The sequence below is a fragment of the Terriglobus roseus DSM 18391 genome, from assembly GCF_000265425.1.
Taxonomy (GTDB): Bacteria; Acidobacteriota; Terriglobia; order Terriglobales; family Acidobacteriaceae; genus Terriglobus; species Terriglobus roseus.
In genome coordinates, this window is sequence record NC_018014.1 from 4,994,824 (window position 1) to 5,014,679 (window position 19,856).

16 protein-coding genes are annotated in these 19,856 nt (G+C 62.8%); 9 read left to right on the forward strand and 7 right to left on the reverse strand.

The window, feature by feature from the left end:
• Positions 1-28: 28 nt before the first annotated feature.
• Both TERRO_RS20725 and garD read left to right on the forward strand, forming a co-directional pair.
• Positions 29-1,609 (forward strand): aldehyde dehydrogenase (NADP(+)), encoded by a 1,581-nt coding sequence (locus TERRO_RS20725; RefSeq protein WP_014787677.1) that lies wholly within the window; start codon positions 29-31, stop codon positions 1,607-1,609.
• Positions 1,610-1,613: 4 nt separating this feature from the next.
• Positions 1,614-3,164: a galactarate dehydratase gene (garD, locus tag TERRO_RS20730; protein ID WP_014787678.1), complete on the forward strand. Its 1,551-nt coding sequence runs from the start codon at positions 1,614-1,616 to the stop codon at positions 3,162-3,164.
• 250 nt (positions 3,165-3,414) lie between these two features.
• Here the strand turns inward: garD and TERRO_RS20735 are convergent, their stop codons facing one another.
• A complete protein-coding gene (locus tag TERRO_RS20735; RefSeq protein WP_014787679.1) occupies positions 3,415-4,140 on the reverse strand; it encodes a hypothetical protein in 726 nt (241 codons plus the stop codon).
• A gap of 227 nt (positions 4,141-4,367) precedes the next feature.
• Here TERRO_RS20735 and TERRO_RS20740 point away from each other — a divergent pair, with 227 nt between their 5' ends.
• Positions 4,368-6,503, forward strand: a complete 2,136-nt coding sequence (locus TERRO_RS20740) for a S9 family peptidase (RefSeq protein WP_014787680.1) — start codon at positions 4,368-4,370, stop codon at positions 6,501-6,503.
• 20 nt (positions 6,504-6,523) lie between these two features.
• On the opposite strand, the gene TERRO_RS20745 is transcribed toward TERRO_RS20740, so the two are convergent.
• On the reverse strand, positions 6,524-7,825 hold the full coding sequence (locus tag TERRO_RS20745; protein ID WP_041592754.1) for an aminotransferase class V-fold PLP-dependent enzyme: 1,302 nt from the start codon (positions 7,823-7,825) through the stop codon (positions 6,524-6,526).
• Positions 7,826-7,931: 106 nt separating this feature from the next.
• Positions 7,932-8,801: an aldo/keto reductase family oxidoreductase gene (locus TERRO_RS20750; RefSeq protein ID WP_014787682.1), complete on the reverse strand. Its 870-nt coding sequence runs from the start codon at positions 8,799-8,801 to the stop codon at positions 7,932-7,934.
• A 71-nt stretch (positions 8,802-8,872) separates the two neighbouring features.
• Here TERRO_RS20750 and TERRO_RS20755 point away from each other — a divergent pair, with 71 nt between their 5' ends.
• Entirely contained in the window at positions 8,873-9,526 is a 654-nt protein-coding gene (locus TERRO_RS20755) for a TetR/AcrR family transcriptional regulator (RefSeq protein ID WP_014787683.1), read from the forward strand.
• Positions 9,527-9,572: 46 nt separating this feature from the next.
• Here the strand turns inward: TERRO_RS20755 and purS are convergent, their stop codons facing one another.
• Positions 9,573-9,818 carry a phosphoribosylformylglycinamidine synthase subunit PurS gene (purS, locus tag TERRO_RS20760; protein ID WP_041593612.1) on the reverse strand — a complete coding sequence of 82 codons (246 nt, stop codon included), beginning with the start codon at positions 9,816-9,818 and terminating at the stop codon, positions 9,573-9,575.
• Positions 9,819-10,120: 302 nt separating this feature from the next.
• On the opposite strand from purS, the gene TERRO_RS20765 reads away from it, so the two are divergent.
• From TERRO_RS20765 to TERRO_RS20775, 3 genes are all read left to right on the forward strand, one after another.
• Positions 10,121-10,651 carry an inorganic diphosphatase gene (locus TERRO_RS20765; RefSeq protein ID WP_014787685.1) on the forward strand — a complete coding sequence of 177 codons (531 nt, stop codon included), beginning with the start codon at positions 10,121-10,123 and terminating at the stop codon, positions 10,649-10,651.
• A gap of 173 nt (positions 10,652-10,824) precedes the next feature.
• On the forward strand, positions 10,825-12,252 hold the full coding sequence (locus TERRO_RS20770; protein ID WP_041593613.1) for an MFS transporter: 1,428 nt from the start codon (positions 10,825-10,827) through the stop codon (positions 12,250-12,252).
• A 37-nt stretch (positions 12,253-12,289) separates the two neighbouring features.
• Positions 12,290-13,918, forward strand: coding sequence for an alpha-L-fucosidase (locus tag TERRO_RS20775; RefSeq protein WP_157178478.1), 1,629 nt, complete (start codon positions 12,290-12,292; stop codon positions 13,916-13,918).
• A 67-nt stretch (positions 13,919-13,985) separates the two neighbouring features.
• On the opposite strand, the gene TERRO_RS20780 is transcribed toward TERRO_RS20775, so the two are convergent.
• Both TERRO_RS20780 and TERRO_RS20785 read right to left on the reverse strand, forming a co-directional pair.
• Entirely contained in the window at positions 13,986-14,375 is a 390-nt protein-coding gene (locus TERRO_RS20780; protein WP_014787688.1) for a hypothetical protein, read from the reverse strand.
• A gap of 112 nt (positions 14,376-14,487) precedes the next feature.
• A complete protein-coding gene (locus TERRO_RS20785) occupies positions 14,488-15,840 on the reverse strand; it encodes an APC family permease (RefSeq protein ID WP_245536161.1) in 1,353 nt (450 codons plus the stop codon).
• Between the two features lie 138 nt (positions 15,841-15,978).
• On the opposite strand from TERRO_RS20785, the gene TERRO_RS20790 reads away from it, so the two are divergent.
• On the forward strand, positions 15,979-16,821 hold the full coding sequence (locus TERRO_RS20790; protein WP_014787690.1) for a glycoside hydrolase family 19 protein: 843 nt from the start codon (positions 15,979-15,981) through the stop codon (positions 16,819-16,821).
• Here TERRO_RS20790 and TERRO_RS20795 read toward each other — a convergent pair.
• Positions 16,818-18,020 (reverse strand): DUF2252 family protein, encoded by a 1,203-nt coding sequence (locus TERRO_RS20795; RefSeq protein ID WP_014787691.1) that lies wholly within the window; start codon positions 18,018-18,020, stop codon positions 16,818-16,820. The two genes, TERRO_RS20790 and TERRO_RS20795, sit on opposite strands and share 4 nt — an antisense overlap.
• Positions 18,021-18,265: 245 nt before the next feature.
• Here TERRO_RS20795 and TERRO_RS20800 point away from each other — a divergent pair, with 245 nt between their 5' ends.
• Positions 18,266-19,810, forward strand: a complete 1,545-nt coding sequence (locus TERRO_RS20800; RefSeq protein WP_014787692.1) for a glucuronyl esterase domain-containing protein — start codon at positions 18,266-18,268, stop codon at positions 19,808-19,810.
• Positions 19,811-19,856: the final 46 nt, after the last annotated feature.

The following is a 19,856-nucleotide window of genomic DNA, read 5'->3' on the forward strand; positions in this document are numbered from 1 at the left end:
CAGAACCTTTGTTTGGGGAGCGAACAAAATGGCAGTGACTGGAGCAATGCTGATCGGCGCCGAGGAAATCCGCGGCACACAGGGCGAAATGCGCGCCGCAAATCCCGCAACCGGCACCGAGCTGGAGCCCGTCTTCGGCGGAGGCACCACAGCCGACGTCGACAAGGCCTGCGAACTCGCCGACCGCGACTTCGACGCCTTCCGCGCCGCGCCGCTGGAGACACGCGCCCTTCTGCTCGAAACCATCGCGCAGAACCTGATGGACCTGGGCGACGAACTGATCGAACGCGCCATGGCGGAGAGCGGCCTGCCGCGGCCCCGTCTCGAGGGCGAACGCGCCCGCACCTGCGGCCAGCTAAAGCTCTTCGCCTCGCTCGTCCGCGACGGCCGCTTCCTTAACGTCGTCATCGACACCGCCCTGCCCGACCGCAAGCCGCTGCCGCGCAGCGACCTCCGCTCCCGCAAGATTCCCGTCGGTCCCGTCGCCGTCTTCGGCGCCAGCAACTTCCCGCTCGCCTTCTCGGTCGCCGGCGGAGACACCGCCGCGGCGCTCGCCGCCGGCTGTCCTGTCGTCGCCAAGGCGCACCCCTCGCACCTGGGCACCTCTGAACTCGCAGGCCGCGCCATCCAGCAGGCAATCGCCAAGTGCGGCCTGCCCGCCGGCACCTTCTCCCTGCTCGTCGGCATTGGCAACGAAGTGGGCGGCGCGCTGGTGAAGCACCCCGCCATCCAGTCCGTCGCGTTCACCGGCTCGCGCAAGGGTGGCCAGGCGCTTGTGGCCATCGCCGCCGCACGCCCGCAGCCCATCCCTGTCTTCGCCGAGATGAGCAGCATCAACCCGCTCTTCCTGCTGCCCGCCGCGCTGGAAACCCGCGGCGCCGCCATTGCCACCGGGCTCGTCGGATCGGCAACGCTCGGCGTAGGCCAGTTCTGCACCAAGCCCGGCCTCATCTTCGGCATCGCCGGCGAAACCTTCGACGCCTTCACCAGGGCCGCGGGCGAAGCCATCTCCGCCGCCAACGCCGCGACCATGCTCAATGCGGGCATCCAGCAGGCCTTCGCGCACGGCGTCGGATCGCTCGACACCATCGACGGCGTCACCAAGCTTGGCAGCGGCGCCGAAGCCTCCCACGCAGTCGCCGCACAGCCTGTGCTCTTCGCCACCACCGCAGAGAGCTTCCGCAGCAATCCCAAACTGGCCGAGGAGATCTTCGGACCCGTTGCTCTCGTCATCGCCTGCAAGGACGACGCGGAGATGGTTCACCTTGCGAATCAGTTTGAAGGCCAGCTCACCGCGACCATGCACCTGGAAGCAGCCGACCACGCACTCGCCGCCAAGCTGCTGCCAGTGCTCGAGCGCAAGGCCGGACGCATCGTCGTCAACGGCTTCCCCACCGGCGTTGAGGTCTCGTACGCCATGGTGCACGGCGGCCCCGCGCCTTCCACCTCGGACGCGCGCGCAACCTCCGTCGGAGCCATGGCCATCGAGCGCTTCCTGCGCCCCGTCTGCTACCAGGACTTCCCCACAGACCTGCTGCCGAGCGAACTCCAGGATGCCAACCTTGCCAGCAAGCCAAGACTTGTGGACGGCAAGCTGCTTACCGCATAAACGCATGACCGACACACCGGCACGCCCGCTGCGCATCGTCGTCCATCCGGACGATAACGTCGCCATCATCGTGAATGAAGGCGGCCTGCGCGCGGGCACGGTCTTCGAAGACGGTCTGCGCCTCGTCGAAGACATCCCCGAGGCGCACAAGGTCGCGCTGACGGACCTGCCGCGCGGCTCCCGCGTCCTTCGCTACGGCGTACCCATCGGCACCACCAACGCAGACGTCCCGCGCGGCGCGTGGGTCCACGAAGGCCTGCTCGAACTCCCGCCCGCTCCCCAGCTGCACGACGTGCCCTTCGGCGGCGCGATCCTTACGAAGCAAGACCCGCTGACAGGCTTTACCTTCGAGGGCTTCCGCAACGAAGACGGCACCGTCGGCACGCGCAACATCCTCGGCATCAGCACCACCGTGCAGTGCGTCGCCGCGACTGTCGACTTCGCGGTGAAGCGTATCAAGGCAGAGCTGCTGCCGAAGTATCCCAACGTCGACGACGTCATCGGCATCACGCACATCTACGGCTGCGGCGTTGCCATCAACGCTCCAGACGCGCAGATCCCCATCCGCACGTTGCGCAACCTCAGCCTCAACCCGAACCTGGGCGGCGCGCCCATGGTCGTCAGCCTGGGCTGCGAGAAGCTGCAGCCAGCACTGATGCTGCCCGCGTCCACCCTGCCCATCCTGCAGTCCTCCCCTTACGTTGTCCGCCTGCAGGACGAGGAGCACACCAGCTTCAGCGAGATGGTGGCCGCCATCATGGACCTGGCAGAAAAACGCCTGATCGAACTGAACAAACGGCAGCGCGTCACCTGCCCCGCAAGCGACCTCAACGTCGGCATGCAATGCGGTGGCAGCGATGCCTTCAGCGGTGTCACCGCAAATCCCGCAGTCGGTTTCGCGACGGACTTGCTCGTGCGCGCAGGCGCGACCGTTATGTTCAGCGAAGTCACCGAAGTTCGTGACGGCATCCACCTGCTGACAGCACGCGCCGCCGATGAAGAGACGGCGCGCAGCCTCGTCCGCGAGATGCAGTGGTACGACGATTACCTGCAAAAGGGTGGCGTCGACCGCAGCGCAAACCCCTCACCCGGCAACAAAAAAGGCGGGCTGAACAACATCGTCGAGAAGGCCATGGGCTCCATCGCCAAGAGTGGCATCGGCGCCATCCACGGCGTCAGCGGCCACGGCGAACGCGTCACGAAAAAGGGCCTGATCTTCGCCGCAACCCCTGCCAGCGACTTCGTCTGCGGCACCCTGCAACTGGCCGCCGGCATGAACATGCACGTCTTCACCACGGGCCGCGGCACGCCCTACGGCCTGGCCATGGCGCCAGTCATTAAGGTCACCTCGCGCACCTCGCTGGCAAAGCGCTGGAGCGACCTCATCGACATCAACGCCGGCACCATCGCAACCGGCGACCAGACCATCGAGCAGGTGGGCTGGGAGATCTTCCACATGATCCTGGCAGTCGCCAGCGGCCGTCACCAGACCTGCGCTGACCGTTGGGGACTGCACAACGAATTCGCCCTCTTCAACCCGGCGCCCATCACTTAGGGTGTATCAACCTATAGCCCTTCGGAAGGGCATGGCTTCAGCCATGCTATTGCTTTCGGAAGGGCATGGCTTCAGCCATGCCAATAACAGCAGGAAACACTGGGCTTTAGCCCCTGAGGGTCGCTTTCTTATCCTTCGGCGAACGAGGCGAAAGCTGACCTCAGCGGCTAAAGCCGGATTTCAAGGTGTGCGGATATGGCATGGCGGAAGCCATGCACCTCCGAAAGCCTTCGCTTCGCAGAGTCCCTGACTAGTTCTTCATCACCATAAAGTCCGTGACGGTCGCATCCGTGTTGTGCGCAAAGCGGATACCCGCAATGCCGTCGGTCGACTTCAGCTTGCCCGGCGCAACCAGGTCGGCCTTCTTGTAGGTGCCGACCGTGGCACCGTTGATGATGCACGAGACGCTGTCACCCTTCACCTGTACGGAGATCGCCTGCGACACCGGCTGTCCCGGGCCCGCAGCCTTATGCACGGCGTCATTCGCCTCGCCGCGGCGGCCGTTCACCTGGAACGGTGCCGGACCAAAGCCACGCACGATGAAGTTGCCATTTCCATACGCAGCGCAGTACATGCCGCTCTCGTTCGGCGTGCCCATGTCATTGCCCGCGATAAAGATGCCGTACGGATGCGGATGATCGTTGCGATTCATGTACTGCGGCTCGTTGAACGTGGCCATCACGGTGTAGTCGCCGGTGGCGGCGTTCTTCGGGCTCCAGTAGGTAAGCGCCGGCCCCGTCATCACGTGGATCGCCTTGCCTTCCATCTTGAAGCTGGCATCCTTCTCACTCTGGCCCTGCTTCACGGCGCCGGCATCCACGGTGGCCTTCCAGCCGGGAACAAAGATACCGCCATCGGCGATGGCACGGCCCTTCTCTTCCTGGGCAGGCGGCGCGCCGGCAGGTGCCTGTGCACGAAGCGCGGGGACAATGGCGAGAGCGGCGAGTGCAAGCGAACAACAGAGCGAACGGCGCATAGAGGCATTCCTGTTGGAACGAGAGTTGTGACGCTCCGCGCAACACACGCAAAAGCCGAACGTCATCGGCACCCATTCTAGCCCCGCTCCGTCTCCCCCGTGCCAACACAATTTGTCAGCCCCGGCGAACTTTGAAGCGCCGAACAATCGAGTGCCCCATTCATACGCGCAGGTTGCGCATGCGTGGGTTGTCGTGCGAAGCGCGAACCGCGCCAAGGCCACGCGATATGCTCAAGGCACACCACAGCCTGGAGTCGCCCGTCATGCGCCTGCACCGCCTGCTCGCTCTCAGCCTCAGTCTCGCCCCCGGGCTGATCTCAACAGCTGCGCCCGCGCAGAAGCCGCAGCCCTTCACCGTGGCCGACGCCCTCTCCGCACCCTTCATGAACCAGCTCACCGCCGCGCCCGCAAAGAACCGCGTCGCCTGGTTCGTCGATCAGGAGGGTATCCGCAACGTCTGGGTCGCATCCCCCGGTGAGAAGGCGCACGCCATCACCCACTACAACCAGGACGACGGCCAGGACATCGACGACATCACTTGGTCCCCGGACGGCGAGCGCGTCGCCTACACCCGCGGGACGGGACCTGAAGGCAGTGAACACCCGACCGCAGCCAACCCCGCACATCTGCAGGAAGACGTGCAGGCACGCGTCGAGATTGCAAGCGTCGGCGGTGATGTTCGCATCGTGGGCGAAGGCCACTCACCCGTCTTCTCCACCGACGGCAAACGGATCTTCTTCCTCCGCAGCGGCAGGATCTTCGCCGCAGACGTGATGAATGGAACGAAGCAGCCCGAAGCGATCGTCATCGCCAAGGGCACGGCAACCGCCCTCCGCCCCTCACCCGACGGGGCGAAGCTCGCCTTCGTCTCACGCCGCGGCGACCACAGCTTCATCGGCGTCTTCACCTTCGCCGGCAAGACACTCACCTACGCCGATCCCGGCACAGGCCACGACCACGATCCCGTCTGGTCGAACGATTCGAAGCGCATCGCCTTCGTGCGTGAGTCTCCATGGATTACCGAACTCGACCTCCGCTGGATGCGATCCGTACCCGTGCCATGGTCCATCCGCATCGCCAACGCCGCAACCGGCGAGGGCACCGAAGCCTGGCACGCCGACAAGGGTACCGGCTCGCTCTTCCACGAGATGGTCGCAAAGAACCAACTGCTGTGGATGGCCGACGGCCGCATCGTCTTCCCATGGGAGAAGACGGGCTGGCTGCACCTGTACTCACTGATGCCCGGTGAGCAGGGCCCAAAGCTGCTGACACCCGGCGACTTCGAAGTGGACAACGTCGTTACGGACGGGGAACGCATCGTCTACAGCAGCAATCAGGTGACAACGGATCAAAACGACATCGATCGGAAACATCTGTGGAGTGTCACGACGTCTCGAAATCAACCAGCCGCAATCACAAAGGGCGAAACGATCGAGACCAATCCGGCGCTCATGTCCGATGGTTCGATCGCACATATGCAGGCCTCTGTACACGGCCCTTTCCTGCCTCAAATTGGCGAGCGCGTGCTGGTGGAGCAGCTGACCTCCCGCTTTCCCGGCAGCCAATTTGGGACGCCCGATATGGTCGTCTTCCCCGCCTCAGACGGCCTGCCCATTCACGGCCAATGGTTCCTGCCAAAGAACGCTAAGCCCGGCGATAAGCTCCCGACCATCGTCTTCTTCCACGGCGGCTCCCGCCGCCAGATGCTCCTCGGCTTCAACCCCATGCAGTACTACGCGCAGACCTACGAGCTGAACCAATACTTTGTCTCGCGCGGCTACGCGGTACTCAGCGTGAACTACCGCAGCGGTACCGGCTATGGCATGGAGTTCCGGCAGGCCCCAAACTACGGCGCCTTCGGCGGCACCGAATACCTCGACATCGAAGGCGCCGTGAAGTGGCTGAAGGCGCAGCCCAACGTCGACACCAGGCGAATCGGCGCATGGGGCGGTAGTTATGGAGGTTATCTAACCGCCCTCGCACTCGCACGCGATTCCGCAGACTTTGCAGCGGGCGTCGACCTGCACGGCGTACACGACTGGTCCTACGAACTCGATCTGTGGAAACCCACCGACGACCCGGATCACAACACAGCCGCCGCAGCCGCCGTGGCCTTTAAAGCCTCACCCATGGCCGACGTCAGCAAGTGGAAGAGCCCCGTGCTCCTGATGCAGGGCGACGACGATCGCAACGTTCTCTTCGGCCAGACGGTACGCCTGGCCGCAGCGCTCCGTGCCAACGGCGTCGAAGTCGAAGAAAAGATCTTCCCCGACGAAGTCCACGACTTCCTGCTGCATAAGAACTGGGTCAAGGCCTACGAACTCGCCGCAGACTTCTTTGACCGCAAGTTGAAGAATCGCTAGTTGCTCCGAAACGCCAGCAACTAGACCAAGATGCCATGCTCCGCACGCAGAGCCGCCGCCAACGCATCCATATCCGCCACCGTGTTGTACAGGCTCGGCGTCACACGAATCACAGGCCCCTTCGCAACGCCCTTACGAAACACCGTATGGATCTTGTACTTGTCGAAGAGCCGATGCTGCACCTTCAACGCATCGGCAACGGTGTGCATGCCTTTCAAACGAAAGCTCGTAATCGCGCAGTAGTTCGCAGGATTGTCCGGCACCAGGATGTCGACGTTCGGCAGATCCTTCACCGCATGCACCCAGCGATCACGCAACATCCGCAGATGGTCCTCACGCACCTTACCACCGGTGGCGTTATAGAACTCCACGCATGCGGGCAGCGTCAGCGTCGCGGCAAAGTTCGTCACACCCGGCGGAACACGCGCCGTGATGTCGTCGGGCGGAACCTCGTGATTGTCGTAATGAATATCAATGTCCGCGATGCGGCTCTTGCGGATGTACATCGCCCCCGTACCCAGCGGAGCCATCGTCCACTTATGTACGGACCACGCCGCAAAGTCGCACTCGAGATCGCTGATCTTGAAATCCAGGCAGCCCACGCCATGCGCAATGTCCACAATGCAATCCACACCACGCGCACGCGCCATCGCCACGATTTTCTTCACCGGCGACACAAGACCCGTGCGGTGCGACACCTGCGTGACCAGCATCATCTTCGTCCCAGGATTCGCCTTCAGCGCATCCTCGTACGCCTGCAGAACGTTTGCCTCGCTCGCCGGCTCCGGCATATCGAACCGCACAACCTTCGCGCCGCGATGGTCACCCAGGTAGTCCATCGCCGACAGCGTCGTGTCATAGTCCAGGTCGCAGCAGATGACCGTGTCGCCGGGCTTCAGATTCTTGTACTGCACAATCAGCGTCTGCAGTCCCTCGGTACCGGACCGCGTCAACGCGCATTCCTCGTACGCCACACCCACCATCGAGGCGATCGCGGCGCGTCCCGCGCGGAAGTCCGCAGCCGAATTGTCGCCTGGCAGCACGCCCCGTCCCCAAATGCTATTGAATCGATTCACATACGCCGTCTTTTCGGCATAAAGAGCCGCCGTACGCACCGGCATCAGGCCCCAGTAACCGTTCTCAAGGTTGATGATCCCCGGCGCCACATCGAACTCAGCAGGCCACCGCTCAACCGCCAGCTTCGCCGGTAAAGGCGCAATCGCCTGCGGTTTCACCGCACTCTGCGCAGGCGCGCGAAGCATGGCAACAGTTGGCGCGCAGGTTGCGGCGGACTTCAGGAATGTGCGGCGATTGGGCTTCAACGCGTTTCTCCATGCGGCATTTGGGTCTACGCAAACAATAAACCGCCGCAGTGAATCCATCGAGAACCCACGCCTCAAAACTAAGACGTGGGCACCCAAACATTGCTCAGTTACCGATGGCATCAAGCTGCGCAACAGCCTCTGCTGATAGCTCGAGATCGGCAGCCGCAAGGTTCTCTTTCAAGTGCGCAACAGACGATGTGCCAGGGATCAAGAGGATATTCGGCGAGCGATGCAGCAGCCACGCAAGCGCCACCTGCATGGACGTCGCGCCAAGCCCCTTCGCGACCTCATCCAGCGCGGACGACTGCAACGGACTGAACCCACCCAGCGGGAAGTACGGCACGTAAGCGATGCCCTGCGCGTTGAGCGTGTCGATCAGCGCATCGTCCTCGCGCTGCGCGATGTTGTACAGGTTCTGCACGCAGACTATCTTCGCCAGCTTCTGGCCTTCTTCGATCTGCTTCTCCGTCACCGTGCTCAGTCCCAGGTGACGAATAAGGCCCTGTTGCTGCAACTCGAGCAACACGGTCAGCGGCTCCTCGATCGACATCTCCGCAGGAAAGAGCGGCGCGCCGAGACGCAAATTCACAACATCCAGAGCATCGAGACCCAGGTTCCGCAGGTTGCTGTGCACCCCGTCGATGATCTCCTGCCGGCTCAGTGCCGCATCCCACGATCCCGTCTCGCCGCGCTTTGCGCCAATCTTGGTGACGATCGTCAGCTTGTCAGGATAAGGACTCAGCGCCTCACGAATGATCTGGTTGGTTACGAAGGGACCGTAGAAGTCGGAGGTGTCGATGTGGTCCACGCCCGCTTCAATCGCAGTGCGCAAGACACGAATGGCCTCATCGCGATCTGCCGGCGGACCGAAGATGTGCGGGCCGCTCAGGCGCATGGCGCCATAGCCCACGCGATAAACGGTCTTGTTTGCCGTGGGGAAGTTAAAGGTGCCGCCGAGCTTTGCTGCTGCCATGAGTGCTGATCTCCTGTGTGATTCGCGCTTCTGTGATTAGATGAAGGAAGCTTCAGGTTTGGAGTTCGCATTTGCCGCAGCCCGTCCACGAGTCGTTTGAGCCAAGAAAGACGCCGGTCCAGGCGCGCGCCACGGTCAGCGTGGAGTCAATCCTGGAGGCGACCCTTCAGGTTCTGCTGGACGTGGGACAGGCTCGGCTGACCACCACGCGCGTCGCCGAGCGCGCGGGTGTATCGGTCGGCACGCTCTACCAGTACTTCCCCAACAAGAGCGCGCTGCTGAAGACGGTGATGGAGCGCCACCTGGCGGAGATCGCCACGGTGGTGGAGGCAGCCTGCGCCGCACTACACGGACAGCCGCTGGCCGCCATGGCCGAGGGCGTGGTGCGGGAGTTTCTGAGGGCGAAACTGGGCAACATCCGCAAGAGCATGGCACTCTACGCCTTCAGCTATGACGTCGACCGCGCGCGGATCGTGAAGTGCATGAGCGATCGCATCCGGGCGGCGATGGCGACGATGCTGCGCACCTCAGTCGAACCGCTCGGCACCGACCCCGCGGTCGCTGCTGCAATGCTGGGCGACATGATGGCAGGCGTTTCGCGCCGAATGGTGGAGGCGGAGGTGCCGAAAAAGCAGGCCGACGCCATGCAGCGCGAACTGGTGATCGCTGCCACGGCGTATCTGCAGGCCTCGTCGTTGAAGCCCACCCGTCGGCCCTGCCGCTAGTGGCAACAGGCCGCATGCGCTGCGGGGAACAGACGAGCCGTCGAGGCTACGCGTCGATCTTGTAGGTGAAATCTTCGATAACCGGATTCGTCAGCACTTCGCTGGCAATGCGCTTCACCTCTGCCTCGGCAGCTTCGCCGGTGAGCGTGTCGGCGAGGGTGAGGACGAAATACTTGCCCTGGCGCACTGACTCGACCTGCGGATGGTGCAGGCGGCGAAGCGCGTTGGCAATGGTCTGACCCTGGGCATCAAGCACCGTGGTCTTCAGCGTGACGTAAACGTGGGCGCGCATACGCTGATTATAGGGTGGCCCCGCACCCCGGTCACGCAGCCGGCGCCGCTGGATCGCGTCTGCGCCTCGCAGGAACTCGATAAAGGGTAGAAGATCTGCGTTGCGTCGGAGCATCTTCTACCCCGCTGGTATCGTCTCAAATGCTTTGCGGTGAGCCAGTACGACGGCGCAAATAGCAAATGCTTTTTTTGCGCCACACGGCGTCGCCGCGTAAGATGAAACGGAGTTGTCGCGTCCCATCCCTTGGGCGTACCGTATCGCGGCAACAGAAACCTATCTCCTTAGAGACCTGAAAAGACCCTATGCCGAATTATTTAGAGTTGCCGGTAGGCGCTAAGTCGCCTGAAGTCGTGAACGCGGTGATTGAGATCCCGTACCAGGGCCGCATGAAGTTCGAATACGACAAGCAGCTGGAAGTCTTCAAGCTGGACCGCAACCTGTACAGCCCTGTGCACTATCCCGGCGACTACGGCTTCCTGCCCAGCACCCTGGGCGATGACGGCGATCCGCTGGACGTGCTCGTCCTGGTCGACGAGCCGAGCTTCCCCGGCTGCCTGCAGGAGGTCCGCCCCATCGGCCTGATGGAGATGATCGACGGCGGCGAAGGCGATGAGAAGATCCTGGCCGTTGGCTGCGCCAACCCGCGCTTCTTCGACATCACCGACTACAAGCAGATCCACCCGCACAAGCTGAAGGAGATCGTTCACTTCTTCTCGACCTACAAGGACCTCGAAGGCAAGACCGTCGAGATCCGTGGCTGGCGCGATGTGGATTACGCGCACGAGGTCATTCAGAAGTCGATCGCTGCTTATAAGGCTAAGAAGGCTAAGTAACGTCACGAAAACACTGCGGCACGCATGCCCTGATCGGGGTGCGTGCCGCTTTTCCGTTTGTGGCCGTTTTGTTGGGCGACCCGCACGGATCGCGTTGGGGTCAGCTTCACCCGATCGCAGGCCTGGCACTCGATGGCAACAGGGCTGACGACGATCCGACTTACGATAGAGAGATGAAGCCTCGCTCGCCTCTCTATGTCACGTCGCTGGTCGCCGCGGCGTTCTTCATGGAGAACCTGGACGGCACCATCATTGCCACGGCCATTCCACAGATGGCCCGCAGCTTTCACGTTGGCGCCGTCAGCCTCAACATCGGTATGACGGCCTACCTGCTGACGCTGGCTGTTTTGATCCCCATCAGCGGCTGGGTGACCGACCACTACGGCTCGCGATCGGTCTTCGCCACGGCGATCTGCATCTTCACGCTGGCCTCGCTCTTCTGCGCAGGCGCGCACACCCTGACACAGTTCACGTTGATGCGGATTCTGCAGGGAGTCGGCGGCGCCATGATGGTGCCCGTCGGCCGTCTCATCGTTCTGCGCAACACGCCAAAGGACCAACTGACCCAGGCGATCGCCTACATCAGCTGGCCGGGCCTCACGGCCCTGGTGCTGGGCCCGCCACTGGGTGGCTTCATCACCACCTACGCCAGCTGGCATTGGATCTTCCTGCTGAACGTTCCGCTCGGCATCACGGCGCTGGTGCTCACCATGCTGTGGATCGAGAACACCCGGACCGAGGTGCGTCACGGCTTTGACTGGGGAACGTTCGTACTCGCCGGCTTCGCCTCGGCAGGTTCCGTCTACGCCATGGAGATGCTTGGCGGTGGCGAGGGCAGGTCGACTGGGCCCGCCGTGCTCCTGGGCGTGAGCCTGTTGAGCGGCGTCCTCGCCATCGTGAACGCCCGCCGCAGGCCGGCGACCTCGCTCATCGACTTCGAATCGATGCGTCGCAAGTCCTATTCGCTCTCGATCTACGGCGCCAGCGCCTTCCGCGTCTCCGTCTCAACGCTGCCCTTCCTGCTGCCTCTGATGTTCCAGATCGCCTTCGGCCTCAGCGCCTTCCGCAGCGGCCTTTACCTGCTCGCGCTCTTCGGCGGCGATCTGAGCATGAAGGCGATTGTGATCCCGCTGTTGCGCCGATTTGGCTTCCGCCGGATCCTGATCGTCAACGGCTTCATCACCGCCGGCACCATGGTCGCGTGCGCCATGCTGGCGCCCGGCACGCCCGTCGCACTCCTCTTGCTCGTCCTGTTTGTGCATGGTGCCGCGCGGTCCATGGAGTTCACCTGCCTGACCACGCTTGCCTACACGGAGATCCCCTCCGAGCGCATGAGCCGCGCCAACGGCTTCCTGAGCGCCATCATGCAGCTCAGCGTCGGCATGGGCGTCGCCGTCGGAGCCATTACCCTGCGCCTCGTCGCGCAGACCGCCGGTCACTCCGCCGCACTGCCGCAACTGCGCGACTTCCGCTGGGCGATCATCGTTATGGCCGTCCTTGCACTCGGCCCAGTCTTCGACAGTCTTGGTCTTTCACACGATGCCGGCTCCGGCACCAGCGGGCATCGTCCGGTCCCCGAAGCGGAAAGTGCCCTTGTCTGACAACGTTGTGCCTGCTTTCGGGCGTACGATGTTTTCCATGTTCCCACCGCTCTCTCGACGTAGCTTTCTGAAGACATCCGCCGCCGCTGCCGCCCTCTCGCGGACGGCGCTTGCGCAGCAGCAGACCATTGCACCGGGCCCGTTCAAGCCCACATGGGATTCGCTGAAGCAGTACAAGACACCGGAGTGGTTTCGCGATGCCAAGTTCGGCATCTGGGCACACTGGTCGGCGCAGTGCGTCCCGGAACAGGGTGACTGGTACGCGCGCCGCATGTACATGCAGGGCGACCGCATCCACGACTGGCACGCCGAGCACTACGGTCACCAGACAAAGTTCGGCTTCATGGAGATCGACAACCTGTGGAAGGCTGAGCGCTGGAACCCCGAGGAGCTGATGGGGCTCTACCAGGCAGCGGGCGCCAAGTACTTCTTCGCACTGGCGAACCATCACGATAACTTCGACAACTACGCCAGCACCTACCATCCCTGGAACTCCACGCGGATCGGTCCCATGCGCGACATCATCGGCACATGGGCGAAAGTAGCTCGGGCGCACGGCATGAAGTTTGGCGTCTCCAATCACAGCTCCCACGCCTGGCACTGGTTCCAGACGGCCTATGGCTATGACGCAACGGGACCGATGGCGAACCATCGCTACGACGCGTACACGCTGACGAAGGCTGACGGCAAAGGCAAGTGGTGGGATGGGTTGGATCCGCAGGACCTGTATACGGGCCGCAACCTGGTCATTCCCGATGGGCTGAACACCGTCGCCGCGCAGGACGAGTGGCACAAGGCGCACGACGGCAAGTGGCACGAGGAAGATCCACCAGAGAACCCGCGCTTCGCAGAGCTTTGGTATCTGCGCTGCAAAGAACTCTTCGATAAGTACGATCCGGATCTCGTCTACTTTGACGACACGGAACTGCCGCTGGGCGATAAGGGCCTGGGCGTCACGGCGCACCTGTACAACAGCAGCATCGCAAAGCATGGCTCGCAGCAGTCAGTAGTCTTCGCGAAAAAGCCGACACCGGAACACACCGGCGCCTTCACACTCGACATCGAGCGCAGCCGCTCGACCGAGATCCTGGCCGAGCCGTGGCAGACCGACACCTGCATCGGTGACTGGCACTACCGGCGGTCAATCTTTGAAGAGCACAAGTACAAATCGGCCGAGACAGTCATCTCTCTTTTGATCGACGTAATCAGTAAGAATGGCAACCTGCTGCTGAGTGTGCCGGTGCGCGGCGATGGTTCGCTCGACGAAGATGAGCACGCCTTCCTGGCGCAGCTTGCATCGTGGGTACCGAAGCACGGCGAAGCCATCTACGGCACGCGTCCCTACAGCGTGTATGGCGAGGGACCGCCGGAGCCAATCGAACAGAACTTCAGCGAGAAGACGCGCCCGCACACCGCGGAAGACATCCGCTTCACGACGCGCGGCAACACGTTGTATGCGTTCGTGCTGGCATGGCCGAAGGATGGTGTCGTACGCGTGAAGACACTGCGTAAGGGCGGCGAACATGCTCCGCGCTCAATCCATCGCGTAGAACTGATCGGCGCCTCCGGTACGCTGCGCCACAAGCAGACAGCTACGGCGCTGGAGGTGACGATGCCTTCGTCGCCACCAAACCCCTACGCGTACGTGCTTCGCATCCAGACATAGGAAACCGTCGGCTTTGTCCTTGGGGCTTGTCGTTCACAGCAACGTGAAGGACAAGCCCCTTCGTTCGTTAAAGGGTTTCGGGCTTCGCCTGCAGCAGCGGATCGAAGCTGCGACGGTACTGCACGAAAACCAGCAGCCAAAGCACTAACGCGAGCAGGCCGGGCGCGATACCTTCCGGGTTCATCGTCACATGGAAGGTGAGGATGTTGATGATCTCCGCAGCGAGGATCGTCAGCGCCAGTGGAACGAAGTATCCACTCAGCAGCATCAAGCCCGCGATCAACTGCAACGCAAAGAACATGTAGGCGTAATGCGAGCCGGCGACCGCAGTAAAGAACTGGATCGCAAGCGGATTCGCCGGTGGCGGCTGCTTGATGAAGTTAAGGAATCCGTTGAGGCCGAAGACCGTGAACATCAGGCCCAGCAGGTAACGCGCGATCATGGCGGCAATCTTCATGGGATCTATCCTTCGTGCAGGTTGTTTCGACGATCATAGAAAGATTCGATGTCGAACATTTCAGGGATTCGACATTGCTATCAACGGCGCGGATGCAAAAAGATTGCACGCCTCAGCGGTCGCTATGTCCATTGAATTCGGTTGCGGGTACAAAGCGGCGTACCAGCCAGTACAGCGGCAGGCCGCAGGCCGCGATCGCCAAGGCGAAAAGCGATGCGGGCACCGGGCCGACATGCTCATCCCGCGCAGCCCACAGCGCAAAGAGCATCAGGCCGACCGGACCGCAGCCAAGTGCAACCGCGACCCACGTTGGCCCAGGCACGCGGAAGGGACGCGGTAGATCCGGCTCGCGCCGGCGAAGGATGATAAGCGCCGCAAACTCGAGGATCAGCGACAGTCCCCACAGAAGAACATCCACGGTGATCAGTCGCTCAAACGATAGCTTCAACGCGAGCGCCCAGCAGGTGGCGCAAGCAACCAGCGCAACCCACGGCACGTTGGCAGCATTCCGTTTTGAGAGCACGCGCGGCAGCAGGCCGTCGCATGCCATGGCATACGGCAGACGCGTGTAACTGAGCGTGAGCGCGTTGAAGGTGCCCATGCTATCCAGCGATCCCGCCAGCACCACGCAGACCGCAAGCGCCGACCCGCCCAGCAGGTGTGCGGCATCGGCCCACGCGCCCGTACTGAAGCGCTCCGGAGGAATGCCCGCCCACGCCACTGCGGCGACAGGAATCAGATACGTTGCCATCACCATACCGGCCGCATACAGCATCACGCGCGGGTAACTGCGCTGCGGATCTTCGACCTCACTCGCAATGGTGGTGGCGTTGTCCCATCCCATGTAGTTCCACATGGCGACGAGGATGGCCGCAGGCAGGTCCACACGCGACGGCGCTCCCATGGCGGCATGAGGGCCGTGTGCACCCGTCCACACCGCAAAGCCGACCAGTGCGAGGAACGGACTCAGCGCGATGAGCCACAGCCACACCGACCCCACACCGACCGCGACAGCACCGCGCAGGTTCCACAGCGCCGAGAGGATGACGACGGTAATCTCAAGCAGCAGGCCTCGGTGCCCGCTGGTAAGCGATGGCGCCACGCGCGACAGATACGACACGAAGATCGTCGGGTAGATCGCCATGTCGAAGATCGAAGCCGACAGCGAAAGCCAAGCCTCCTGAAAACCCCAGAAGGGTCCCATGGCGCGGCGCACCCAGGCGTAGAAACCACCTTCCTCCGGCACGCTGGCAGCAAGTTCCCCAATCATCAGCGCAGTGGGCAGACTCCACACAAACGGCAACAGAAAGAGCAGGATCAGCGCGCGACCATAGCCGGCGAAGCCGATGATGTCCTCAAGCCCGTAGGGCCCGCCCGAGACCATAAAGTACGTCGCCGCCAGCAGAGGCAGCAGCCGCAGCTTGCGCGGTCCGGTAGCAGGGTGCGATGAGGTCAGTGTCTTCAACGTCCGTTGTGGTTTGTTTGACTGTATCGCGCGGACCCGCTGCGGCCAAACGGTTCGCGCATGCATTTGCCTTGCAATCGAAACGTGCGTCGGATTCCGTATGGAACGGCTCCAGATGCTGTGCTAACGTGATCGGCGATGTGCATCGAGTGCAGTGTCGGGCGTGGCGGAAAGAACAACCGCGATGACGTGCGCACCGTGCAGTTGCTGCTAAACCTGAACCATCCCCAGGTCGCCGGGCCCATCGTTGCAGACGGAGTTTGCGGTGGCGCAACGGCTGCGCTGATCGAAGCCTTTCAGCACGGCGTCATCGGCGACGCGGATCCGCAGGGCCTCATTCCGCCGGACGGATCAACCATCGAAGCACTCCGCAGCGGCATGCCGCCCGGTCTGCTCGAAGAGAAGCTCGAGAGCATCTACATCCACGCGGCATCCGCACGGGTAAGCCAGTTCTTCACCGCGATGCTCGCCTCCATGGCCGCTGCCGCGATCAACACACCACTACGCCAGTCGCACTTTCTCGCGCAGGTGGGACATGAGAGTGGCGAGCTGCGCTACACGGAAGAGTTAGCAAGCGGCACTGCCTACGAGGGTCGCAAAGATCTCGGCAACACGCAGCCCGGCGACGGCGCGCGCTTCAAGGGCCGCGGCCTGATCCAACTGACCGGTCGCACGAACTACGCGGCCTTCGGAAAGGCTGTGGGACTCAACCTGATCGCCAATCCGAAGCAAGTGGCCACGGAGTCTCGTCTGTCAGTCGATGCCGCCACATGGTTCTGGACGACACACCATCTGAACGCGCTGGCCGACAAGGACGACACACTCGCACTCACGAAAAGAATCAACGGCGGCACCAACGGACTGGCGGATCGAGAAGCGAAGCTGAAGCGCGCAAAGTGGTTCCTGCTACCCGCGCACCCGGATCCAGCGGAGAATGGCCTCGTCCGGGCGATGCAAGCGGTCAGCGGTACCGACGGCTAAGCCGCAGCGCCGCCGAGAGCATACAGGCGGCAGTGTTCCAGGTACGCCGCCTCATGCAATGCCGCCAGGTCCAGAATGCTGCTCCACAACCAACGGGGCGCGTCTAGGCCGCGTGTATGCCGCGACCGTAGTTCCTTCACCCACGCCGTACGCTGTGCGGGCTTCATCTGCCGGCCATGCGCGCGGCCAACGACGCCGGCCATCAACCTCGCGGTTCGAATGGCGTCTTCGCGCGTCAGCCGGTTAAGCTCAAACTTCATATCCTGCGGACGCAGTTCCCGCACGATCACGGGCTTACCCAGAAGCTGCGCGGCAATCATACGGTCGCCAAGGAATGGAGACAGCGCGCGAGCACCGGTGACGACGCGTTCCGCATGGTCTTCGTAGACCAGCGCGTGCAACGCACGAGGAGCTGCGGCCGCGGTCGCTTCCTTGATATCCAGCAGGTGGAACTGGCGGTGCTTTTTCTTGCCGACGCCGATCAGCGCGGCAAAGCGCAGCTTGCCCAGCGAACTGCAGCCCTTCATCCAGTACGCGGCGTCCAGCAGTGCGACCTGCTCTTCCGTTCTGCCGCGAATGCCCTCTACCAGCCTGTGCAGCTTCTCTTCTTGGAACAGATTCTCCAGCGCCGTGCGCTCCGGCTCTTCGAGCGCCCAGTACCGGCGGCCCAGCGGAATCGTCGGCGTGACATCTTCAATGCGTTCTTCCGCAAGGTGCTTCCACTGCCGTGTGCCTGCAAGCCGCATGACGCGGCGGATGGGCTCGATTTCGTTGGGTGTGATGTTGGCAGAGTGACCGGTGAGCCGTGCGATGTAGCCCTCGATCATCTCTTCGATCATCAACGCTGTGGTCACGCCCGGCAGATCCGAACTGCGCGCGGCCATGGCGAGCGACAGCCCCAGGCGCAGCAGATCGTGCGCCGGATTGCCAATGACCGTCTGGTCGACGTCTCGGATTTCAATGTCGATGTTGCCGTGCAGATCCGCGACGGGTCCCAGGTTGCCGGTATGACAATCGCCACAGATCCACACATCCGGACCGCTGGGCAGCGAGGCTTTGACCGCGTCACTTGCCAGCCATTCGTAGAAGCGTTTTGTGTTGCCGCGCACGTAGGCGTGGGCGGACTCTGCCATCTTGCTATGTCGCTGCTGGTCGAGGGTCGAACGTCGATCGGGGATGTTTGCTTTAGCGGTTTTCAATCTTCGTCGACTGTTTCATGCAACAGGTGTAAGTTCTGCCTGAGAACAGCCTTAGGCGTAAGACGCTTTCGCCATGCCGTAACTCGGCGCATTGCGTGTGGACAGCTTTGAAACCCGGCGATATAGTTCGGGTGCTGGAGTATTCCTGCGCCGGCCTGCATTGTCGCAAAGGTGTCGAGGCGACCGTCAGGCAACGCCCATCTCCGTGGCGCGACGCACGTCTTCCAGACCGGAGGAGATCCATCGTGCCTGTGTTTCGCGTGCTCGCCCTGTCCACGTTGTTGACGGTAGCCGCAGCAGCGGTTGCACAAGCGCCGTCGCCCGCTGCCGCAGCAGCCGCAGAGCAGGACCACCAGAACATGATGGACCAGCTTGGCATCAAGACACTGCGGCCCGGCCCCAGCGGTGATGAGAAGGCGCCGAACCACGCCAACTATGACGAGTCAAAGGCTAATCCTTATCCGAACCTGCCTGACCCGCTGACGCTACCCGACGGCAGGAAGGTAACGACCGCCGATCAGTGGTGGCAGCAGCGCCGTCCGCAGATCGCCGAGGATATGGAGCGCGAGGTCTACGGCCGCATTCCGAAGAACGTACCGAAGGTGACGTGGCGCGTTGTCCTTACGGACAAAGAGTTTGTCGGTCGCACACCGGTGATCGCGAAGCGGCTGATCGGCCACGTCGACAACGCGGCCTTCCCATCGATCAACGTCGACATTGAAGCGACCGAGGTGATCCCGGTGAACGCCAAGGGACCGGTGCCGGTGCTGATCCTCTTCGGGCAGAGCGCACTTCCCTCACCCGCGCAGCCGACCGGCCCGGAGCTTGAGCAGGTGAACGCTGCCATCCGCAAACTGCTTGCGCAGGACCCCTCCGTGAAGGAGATTCTCGATAAGTACCCGGCCTACAGCCCCATCGCATCGCAGGCGCTGAATCCCTTCACGGGACGCGCGCCCGGGCTGCCTCCTTTTGCGGGCGATCCGCCAACGGTCAACCAATTAGTCGCCGATGGCTGGGGCTATGTCGCGCTGACGCCCGGCAGCATCCAGGCAGACAACGGCGCGGGCATGACCAGCGGCATCATCGGCCTGGTAAATCACGGCGAGCACCGCAAGCCGGACGACTGGGGCGCTCTACGCGCATGGGCGTGGGGAGCGGCGCGTGTGCTGGACTACCTGGAAACCGATACTGCGGTGAACGCGAAACAGGTCGGCATCGAGGGCGTCTCACGCTACGGCAAGGCCGCGCTGGTCACGCTGGCGTATGAGCCACGCTTCGCCATGGGGCTGATCGGTTCGTCCGGCGAGGGTGGTGCGAAGCTGCATCGTCGCAACTTTGGCGAAGCCGTTGAGAGCCTGACGGGTGGCGAGTACTACTGGATGGCCGGCAACTTCATGAAGTACGGCGCGGAGGATGCGAAGTTTGGCCGCAAGACGGCGAAGGACATCCCCGTGGATGCGCATGACCTGATTGCACTGTGCGCGCCGCGACTGACCTTCATCAGCTACGGCCTGCCCGCTGCGGGCGATGCCATGTGGCTGGACCAGCAGGGCAGCTACATGGCGACGGTGGCCGCGCAACCCGTCTTCCGGTTACTGGGAGACAAGGATCTTGGCGTGCCGGACGACTACAACCACGCAACCATGCCGCCGGTGAATACCGGCCTGCTGAACGGCCAACTGGCATGGCGGCAGCACGACGGCGGCCACACCGACGCGCCCAACGTGAAGTACTTCCTGGAATGGGCAGACAAATGGCGCGCCGCAGGTCCACTACCGGTGGCAAAGTAATGGAAATGACAAAGATCAAGAGCAAGGGTGCCCCATTCTTTGCGAA

Bases quoted from the DNA above. Each gene is read 5' to 3' on its own strand.
- TERRO_RS20725 (WP_014787677.1), top strand. From the start codon at position 29: ATGGCAGTGACTGGAGCAATGCTGATCGGCGCCGAGGAAATCCGCGGC.
- garD (WP_014787678.1), top strand. From the start codon at position 1,614: ATGACCGACACACCGGCACGCCCGCTGCGCATCGTCGTCCATCCGGAC.
- TERRO_RS20735 (WP_014787679.1), bottom strand. From the start codon at position 4,140: ATGCGCCGTTCGCTCTGTTGTTCGCTTGCACTCGCCGCTCTCGCCATT.
- TERRO_RS20740 (WP_014787680.1), top strand. From the start codon at position 4,368: ATGCTCAAGGCACACCACAGCCTGGAGTCGCCCGTCATGCGCCTGCAC.
- TERRO_RS20750 (WP_014787682.1), bottom strand. From the start codon at position 8,801: ATGGCAGCAGCAAAGCTCGGCGGCACCTTTAACTTCCCCACGGCAAAC.
- purS (WP_041593612.1), bottom strand. From the start codon at position 9,818: ATGCGCGCCCACGTTTACGTCACGCTGAAGACCACGGTGCTTGATGCC.
- TERRO_RS20765 (WP_014787685.1), top strand. From the start codon at position 10,121: ATGCCGAATTATTTAGAGTTGCCGGTAGGCGCTAAGTCGCCTGAAGTC.
- TERRO_RS20770 (WP_041593613.1), top strand. From the start codon at position 10,825: ATGAAGCCTCGCTCGCCTCTCTATGTCACGTCGCTGGTCGCCGCGGCG.
- TERRO_RS20775 (WP_157178478.1), top strand. From the start codon at position 12,290: ATGTTCCCACCGCTCTCTCGACGTAGCTTTCTGAAGACATCCGCCGCC.
- TERRO_RS20780 (WP_014787688.1), bottom strand. From the start codon at position 14,375: ATGAAGATTGCCGCCATGATCGCGCGTTACCTGCTGGGCCTGATGTTC.
- TERRO_RS20790 (WP_014787690.1), top strand. From the start codon at position 15,979: ATGTGCATCGAGTGCAGTGTCGGGCGTGGCGGAAAGAACAACCGCGAT.